9 protein-coding genes and 1 pseudogene are annotated in these 6,864 nt (G+C 40.5%); 7 read left to right on the top strand and 3 right to left on the bottom strand.

Annotation, left to right across the window (positions count from 1 at the left end; all coding sequences use genetic code 11):
- From H6G48_RS05710 to H6G48_RS05700, 4 genes are all read left to right on the top strand, one after another.
- A partial coding sequence (locus H6G48_RS05710) for a transposase (protein WP_190719961.1) occupies positions 1–300 on the top strand: 300 nt, incomplete at its 5' end.
- Positions 301–410: 110 nt separating this feature from the next.
- Positions 411–818, top strand: a complete 408-nt coding sequence (locus H6G48_RS05705; RefSeq protein WP_242034542.1) for a glycoside hydrolase family 75 protein — start codon at positions 411–413, stop codon at positions 816–818.
- An 80-nt stretch (positions 819–898) separates the two neighbouring features.
- Complete coding sequence (locus H6G48_RS26785; protein ID WP_260324440.1) at positions 899–1,033, top strand: hypothetical protein; 135 nt, start codon at positions 899–901, stop codon at positions 1,031–1,033.
- Complete coding sequence (locus H6G48_RS05700; protein WP_061431643.1) at positions 1,033–1,416, top strand: hypothetical protein; 384 nt, start codon at positions 1,033–1,035, stop codon at positions 1,414–1,416. The genes H6G48_RS26785 and H6G48_RS05700 overlap by 1 nt, the downstream gene beginning before the upstream one ends.
- A gap of 254 nt (positions 1,417–1,670) precedes the next feature.
- Here the strand turns inward: H6G48_RS05700 and H6G48_RS05695 are convergent, their stop codons facing one another.
- Entirely contained in the window at positions 1,671–3,242 is a 1,572-nt protein-coding gene (locus H6G48_RS05695; protein WP_190719958.1) for a hypothetical protein, read from the bottom strand.
- 60 nt (positions 3,243–3,302) lie between these two features.
- A complete protein-coding gene (locus H6G48_RS05690) occupies positions 3,303–3,518 on the bottom strand; it encodes a hypothetical protein (protein ID WP_242034541.1) in 216 nt (71 codons plus the stop codon).
- A gap of 71 nt (positions 3,519–3,589) precedes the next feature.
- Between H6G48_RS05690 and rfbF the strand changes: the two genes are divergently transcribed.
- The 3 genes and pseudogenes from rfbF (at position 3,590) to H6G48_RS05675 (ending at position 6,012) form a co-directional block, all read left to right on the top strand.
- On the top strand, positions 3,590–4,420 hold the full coding sequence (rfbF, locus tag H6G48_RS05685; protein WP_199328746.1) for a glucose-1-phosphate cytidylyltransferase: 831 nt from the start codon (positions 3,590–3,592) through the stop codon (positions 4,418–4,420).
- Between the two features lie 32 nt (positions 4,421–4,452).
- Positions 4,453–4,626: pseudogene (locus H6G48_RS26075) on the top strand (CDP-glucose 4,6-dehydratase); the annotation flags it as partial.
- 105 nt (positions 4,627–4,731) lie between these two features.
- The gene (locus tag H6G48_RS05675; RefSeq protein WP_190719955.1) at positions 4,732–6,012 is read left to right on the top strand and encodes a hypothetical protein; all 1,281 of its coding nucleotides are present in this window, start codon (positions 4,732–4,734) and stop codon (positions 6,010–6,012) included.
- 239 nt (positions 6,013–6,251) lie between these two features.
- Here H6G48_RS05675 and H6G48_RS05670 read toward each other — a convergent pair whose 3' ends face one another.
- Positions 6,252–6,815, bottom strand: coding sequence for a hypothetical protein (locus tag H6G48_RS05670; protein ID WP_190719951.1), 564 nt, complete (start codon positions 6,813–6,815; stop codon positions 6,252–6,254).
- Positions 6,816–6,864: the final 49 nt, after the last annotated feature.

Raw genomic sequence — 6,864 nt, 5'->3', positions numbered from 1 at the left:
AAGATGCAGGAATTAAAGGAAGAATTTAGAAAGATTTATGAAACCTCAGAGAATCCGACAGAGGGAATGCTATCCATCTCGGAATGGTTGGCAAAATCCTCCAGTGTTTTTACTAAGAGTTGTCAAACAATCCGAAACTGGTTTGGAGAAATAATTAGTTATTTCGAGCGAAGGACAACGAATGGGATGGTCGAGGGAATCAACAATAAACTTAAACTAATAAAACGGAGAGCCTATGGCTTTAGAAACTTTCGGAATTTTTGGGTTAGAAGTATGTTGTCTTGGCATCTTGTCTGTTGATTTAGCATAAAGAGTAACGAAGAGCCAAGAATATTCTTGTCCCTGACCCTCAAAATCCTAATCGAGCTTATGAGCAACCCTCTGGACCCGATCAAGGTTATTTTGTCTCTATGACAGCTTTACAGGATGGAACTAAGGCAAAAACTGATCCCAGTCGCTATGTTGATTCTACTCGGATACCCTATATTGTTCTCCCCGGTGGTGGCAGTGCCGGGGCAAAACTGGGGGATTTTGCCGTGGTTTTTAATGGTAAAAACGGCAGGATTGTCAATGGGATTTATGCAGATGTTGGCCCATCCAACAAAATTGGCGAGGGTTCAATTGCCCTTGCTGAAGCGTTGGGCATTCCTTCTAGTCCCCGAACAGGTGGTGTGAGTAGCGGTGTTATGTATGTCGTTTTTCCCGGATCGGGCAACGGTAAGCCGCGACCGCTCTGTGAGATTAATACCGAAGCCGAAAAACATTTCAACAATTGGGGAGGAATGGCCAGGTTAAACGCTTGTTTTAGCCCATCTTAACCTAGAAAACTGCAAATTTCCCTTTACTTTATTGAGGAATATCACTTTGACATCCTCGCCGCACTTTTAGGGCGGCGAGGATGTCAATAGCAGATAAAGATACCTGTGAACAAGCCAATGCTTTTAATACTGAAGGTGCAGTGGCGATTCCTGATTCTTTATCTCTCGAAAAAAAAAATTTAAGATTTGGCTTGGGTTACGTTCCCCTCTGGTAATGCAAAACAAAAATCTCCCTGTCACCATAGACTCAAAACTAATCTGGAACGATACAGGAATTAATCTTGTCGCTGGACAAGAATATCATTTTCAAGCAACAGGTCAATGGACAGACTGGACAATTACCTCTAATGCTGATGGTTATGAAAGTCCTAATTTCTTTCTGAAACTATGTGAAGGACTACGACGAATGCCTAATTCACCTTGGTTTTCACTCATTGGTTCAATTGATAAAGATCAAGATAGTTTGTTCCTCATTGGCACAAATAAACAGTTTACAGCACCAAAAACAGGACGGCTTTACTGCTTTGCTAACGATGTGATCATCGCCTATGCTAATAATCGAGATAGCATCCAACTCACTGTAACTTCCTTAACTTGACAAATGGAACAGTCAAACTAGAGGCCCTATGAGGTGAAAGTCTCATGTACGGTTCTGAATGGGAGGGGAGGTCGGCGACGACCTTCTCGACCCCTACTCAGTTTAAAGGCAATACAGCTTACAATGCACCCCATCCAATAAATCACCGATAAATATTGTTTAATGGAACTAACACTGTCCCTTAACCACCGGTTTACCCTGGATTAATCCTCGAACTCTAGGGTAGTAAAGGCATCTTCATCACTACAGTATTGCTACTCGATTTTATAGAGATAGGCTTCTGGGGTTTCCAGAAGGGAAGTCATCGGGCGATCGAGAGGGGGGGTTTTGGCGAGGGTAAAAATTGGAAATAAATCGTTCATTTGGATAGCCATTTTAAATTTCGGCTGTATATAATAACTACCCGATGGGCAGGTATTGGTTATCGTTAGCTCTCTTTTGGTCATAAAGGTATCGATATAATCATACTGACCATGCTCTTTTCTTTTGCCTTTCTTGGCCGGATCACAAAGGGTTGAACCAACGGGAATCTGATTGATAATTTCCACTGTATCGGCCACGGATAGGAGTCTTTCGGAACCGTATTTACTAGCAAGATAACGTTGATTGAAATAGAGATTAGTTGCGATAGAATAGCCGATGATAATTGCTAGAACTAGACCGAGGATCCTGTCGAAAGTCTTAGTAAAGTTTAGATAGGCCAGACTAGCGATCGCCAAGAGGATAGGAGCAAACCAGAGTAAGATTTTACGATGGGAATAAAAATGCTCATCAGGATAATTAGAGGAAGCGTAGAGAAAAATTATCCAAGTGATCGCCAAAAAGCCGATAAGTGTTTTATTGCCTCGATATTTTTTGATGACTATGTATAGAGAAATGCCGAAAAAAATAGCAGAAACTACGACATTGAAAATCGATATATTGTCATTCAAAAAAAACACTTGATTACCCAGATAAACCGTTTCCCAAATCGCTTTAAATAGACGAGTGAACAGATTGCTCGATGGTTCACCGCTCGCCCCCTTCTCCGTGAGTGCTCTCACCAGTCCTTTCGTATTGGCGAAATTCCGAACTATCTCACTATTCCAATACATAATCAAGGCGAGATTTGCGGAGAGAATCGATAGAAAAGGCAAAAGACATTTACGAGTATTCTTTCGATTTCGATAAACAAACCCTAGAGAGGCGATAACAGAAGTCACTGGGATAATTAACATCGTGGTGGTGTGTAAACTCACCAATATAGCGACGGTAATCCCGAAGAATATCCAAGCTATAGCCTGATAGAGCAGCGGCTTACTCGTTTCCATCTGGAACCGATAGAGTAAAGCAAAAACGAGCAGGAAAAAGGGTATTGGGCTAGGGGCCCAGGAAAAATTATTAATGAAATAGTCCGCATAGATCGTGCTATACCAAAATCCTGCCAAACTGGACAGGAGAAGACGTTTATCTTGTTCTACATTTTCTAAAAGTTGATAAACAAAGTAGATTAAGAGGGGAATCGATAGAAAAGAAAATAGTCCATTGGTAAGGACTTGAAATTCGGGAGCGGTACCGAAAATTGTCAGAGGGAACGCTAAATAACCATAGAGGGGAGGAATTACGAATCCATATTTTCCACCCCCCCCTGCAGGTCCCAATTGAGGAAAGTTTCCCTTCCACATATCCATCCAAAAGTAACCACCGCTAATCTGATCGGGATCGGGTCCGATATCGAAGGTAACGTATTCAAAAATACTGACAATCCTGGTGAAAAAGGCAAAGGCGATCGCTAGAATCCCTAAAATCAGTGCTGTTACTCGGACTTTATTGATTGATTTCCCCATAAGTGTCGGTATTTTTATCCTAAAATTGTCTGGTAGCTTCGTGACCGTATCCCCGAATATTTATCTTCGCATGGTAGCACTAATTTCTAGTCCTACTCGGTTAGAATTTAGCGTTAAAGATGAAGTATAACCTGATTTAGCATTGCTGGCCGACTCCCCAAAACGAAAACCTCGTACCTCACCATGAAGATAACTGCTATAGGATTTAAGAGACTGTTTAGCAATAAACTGGACACACTCGCTTAACAAAAATTTTTTTAGACAGATATTGGACACAATCGGGAATCCCGTGTTAAACTGCCTCGATAAGATGATGTCACTCTCAAAGCCCTTCACTATATAATCTAATGGTAATACAATCGGTCAGTTTAACAGTTAAGGACTATAAGTCTAACATTCCCGTCGCCATCTTGTGTGGCGGCAAAGGAACCCGACTGCGGGAAGAAACCGAATTTCGACCTAAACCGATGATTGCCATCGGAAATCGGCCAATTATTTGGCATATCATGAAAACTTATGCCCAATATGGGCTAACTGACTTTATGCTCTGTCTAGGGTACAAAGGGGAAATAATCCGGGACTATTTCTTTAACTATGATTGGAATCAAAGTGATGTCCTCTTAGAGTTAGGCAATAAAAAAGTGACCAAACTCGATAGTGGACACGAGGAGGAAGACTGGCGTATTTGGTTAATTGACACGGGACAGGAAACCATGACGGGAGGCCGTCTTAAACGTCTCACCTCTTATATAGACCAAAGCAGAAGCGATATCTTTTTAGCCACCTATGGGGACGGGGTTTGTGATGTGAATATTGCGGATCTGTTGGACTTCCATTACTCCCATGGCAAATTAGCCACGATGACGGCGGTTCGTCCTTCTTCTCGCTTTGGCGAGTTAATCATTGAGGGTAATTTAGTCACTCAATTCCAAGAAAAGCCCCAAACGGCTGAGGGATGGATTAATGGGGGGTATTTTGTCTTAAATCGCAAGGTTTTGGATTTAATTGAGGGAGATGCGACGACTTTTGAGGCACAACCCCTAAGAACCCTGGCCGCTTTAGGAGAACTCGCCGTCTATAAGCATGAAGGGTTTTGGCAGTGCATGGATACTTACCGAGAAATGGAAATGCTCAATCACCTTTATGACACTGGACAAGCTAGATGGAAAATATGGTAAAGAAAGCATTTTAGCCTGGCAAAAAGGTCTTTATCACGGGTCATACTGGCTTTAAGGGGTCTTGGCTGGGGTTTTGGTTACTCCATCTGGGGGCAGAGGTAAAAGGCCTCAGTTTAGCTGCCAATACCACCCCCGCCTTAGCTGAGTTAGTGGCTCGTTTAATCGCTTCATGGCAACCGGATGTAGTCTTTCATTTAGCGGCGCAATGAGCGTCTTATACTGAACTCAAGTAATTGACAGATAATCAATCCTTTCATAGCAGGAGGCACTAAGTGGACATAGTAAATTCAATACATATCCAGATTAGGAAAATGCTCAAAAAGCCATCAAAAATTGATGGCAGATTTTTGGTAGTTGCCGCAGTCTTAGGATATTTTGGGTTATTGTATGTAGCTAATTTTTTTGTTCCCTATCACAATTTTTGGTGGAGACTTGGGGTTCCTGCGGCTACAAACCCCTTTATCGATCTTGCAGCCGTATTAGGTGCTTTTGATTGTGATCGATTGACTGAGGAAGTTTCCCTAATCAATAATTCCTGCTTCAAGCAAATATCTTATCCTAGTAGTTGGTCTTCATTAACTTGGCTGGGGTTAGAGCAGCGTGATACTATATTTTGGGGAGTTTTCTTTGCTTTAATCTTTTATGGGATAACTTTAATGATCATTGGCAGATTAAATTATCAAGAAGCTGTAGTTTATGCCCTAATTTTATGCTCACCACCAGTAATGCTTTTAGTGGAACGTGGCAACGTAGATATTGTTATCTATTCTTGGCTGGGTGTCGCACTAATGATAATTAAGAATAGCCGAGCATTAATTTTTAGGTTGTGTGCCTATTTATTAATATTTTTTTGGGGGGTTGTTAAACTATTTCCAATTTTTGGACTGGCGGTAATTCTTAAAGAAAAAAGAAATCTATTTCTGTTCTTGTCGGCTATTTTTACCACTGCTTTTATTACTTATTTTCTCGCTAGTATAGGGGAGATTAAAACTATCTCAAGCATTCATGATGGGAGAATTTGGTATAGTTTTGGCTATAAAGTCCTCTTTGGTGCAGTCAAATATATTCTATCAAAGCTTACTAGCGGCGAAACTGATCTTAAAAATACGATCATATATATGATGTATATAATTATGATTTTATTTACTATGTCAATCTTAACCAGAGTTTTATTGTCGAAATTTAAAATTTTTAAAGAATGGCTTAGTTCGGATTTTGTCTCAACCGATTCGGACAAATCTTTAGATAAAAGTCGATACATTGATTACTTCCGTCTTGCGGCAGCAATTCATTTAGGAAATTTTCTTGTTATTGGCATGCTTTATGATTACAAATTAACTTTTCTAATCTTTGCCCTTCCTCAAATTTTGGATTGGATTAAGCAAGAAAATCAATTGAGCTTACCTTCCAGTATGGCTTTAGTCGCTATGGTGACAACCTTTTACGCAAGTCCATTCTTATATCCTTGGTTAGTTGATGAAATGATCAATTGGCTCTTAGCTGCCAATTTATTATACATGGCAATTCTCTCTATGCCTGAATGGCTAAAAAGTTTAGTCCATAGGAGATTGTCTGGCAAATTTTCCGTATAAAAGTTTAACCACAGGCTAATGTATAGCAAAACTCAATGAATTGTAAAATCCCCTCATCCCTAACCCCTCTCTCACTCTGGAGAGCGGAGAAGAATTGTGTTTAAGAATTATTTAGACTGGCTCCGTTAAATACTTCCTGAGACTTTTGGCTGACTACTAAAATGCCCTTCCTTCTGTCAAGCTGTCCCAGCATAAGTGAGTAGCCATTTGACAGCTTTCAAAGCCAGAGCGCGGTGGAATTAATATTTATATTCCCCTGTCAGTTTTCTGACCAGTTTCCAGACAAAACGATTCCAAGGTTTTCTGTACAAGTACCGACTACTGGCCGTAGGTTGTCTAATTTTAAAATCAGTATTGCTGATATCATAGACCTTTGCTAGGTCTTTCAGAGTGAACTCAATAGGGGTTTTATCAACTAGCCGCTCAAAAACTTCAACATTATTTTTAAGAATATCATCCTTTTTTTTCAACAATGGATATGGCTTCTTGGCGTGTCGATTAAACAAAAACAATGCTTCTGTTGGCTCATAATGCTGCGGCTTTTGAATTTTACTATGGCCACCGCTGCGGGCATTCTTAACTCGAATGTCAGTAAAACACATTTGCTTCAGGGGAAAGGTTTGATAACAAACCCACTGAAGATACCAATCAGTCCGATGTGCCCCATGATAAATCGCCGGTAAGATAACATCAGCATAGCTTTGGGAGAGGATTTGAGATTCTGCATCATATCCACTAAGAGAATTACAGAGAATGATTGATCCTATAATAATGGGAAAATCCTCAGAGTGAGGAACTCGCATGAAACCAGCATCCCTGATTCAACTAACCGATAGTCTGAAAGCCCTTTAT

It is taken from the genome of Microcystis flos-aquae FACHB-1344, assembly GCF_014698375.1.
GTDB classification, from domain to species: Bacteria; Cyanobacteriota; Cyanobacteriia; order Cyanobacteriales; family Microcystaceae; genus Microcystis; species Microcystis aeruginosa.
This window is presented reverse-complemented; position numbering and strand designations above follow the sequence as displayed.

What these genes read in the sequence shown, in the direction of transcription:
- H6G48_RS05705 (WP_242034542.1), top strand. Translation starts at nt 411, where the DNA reads ATGACAGCTTTACAGGATGGAACTAAGGCAAAAACTGATCCCAGTCGC.
- H6G48_RS26785 (WP_260324440.1), top strand. Translation starts at nt 899, where the DNA reads ATGTCAATAGCAGATAAAGATACCTGTGAACAAGCCAATGCTTTTAAT.
- H6G48_RS05700 (WP_061431643.1), top strand. Translation starts at nt 1,033, where the DNA reads ATGCAAAACAAAAATCTCCCTGTCACCATAGACTCAAAACTAATCTGG.
- H6G48_RS05695 (WP_190719958.1), bottom strand. Translation starts at nt 3,242, where the DNA reads ATGGGGAAATCAATCAATAAAGTCCGAGTAACAGCACTGATTTTAGGG.
- rfbF (WP_199328746.1), top strand. Translation starts at nt 3,590, where the DNA reads ATGGTAATACAATCGGTCAGTTTAACAGTTAAGGACTATAAGTCTAAC.
- H6G48_RS05675 (WP_190719955.1), top strand. Translation starts at nt 4,732, where the DNA reads ATGCTCAAAAAGCCATCAAAAATTGATGGCAGATTTTTGGTAGTTGCC.
- H6G48_RS05670 (WP_190719951.1), bottom strand. Translation starts at nt 6,815, where the DNA reads ATGCGAGTTCCTCACTCTGAGGATTTTCCCATTATTATAGGATCAATC.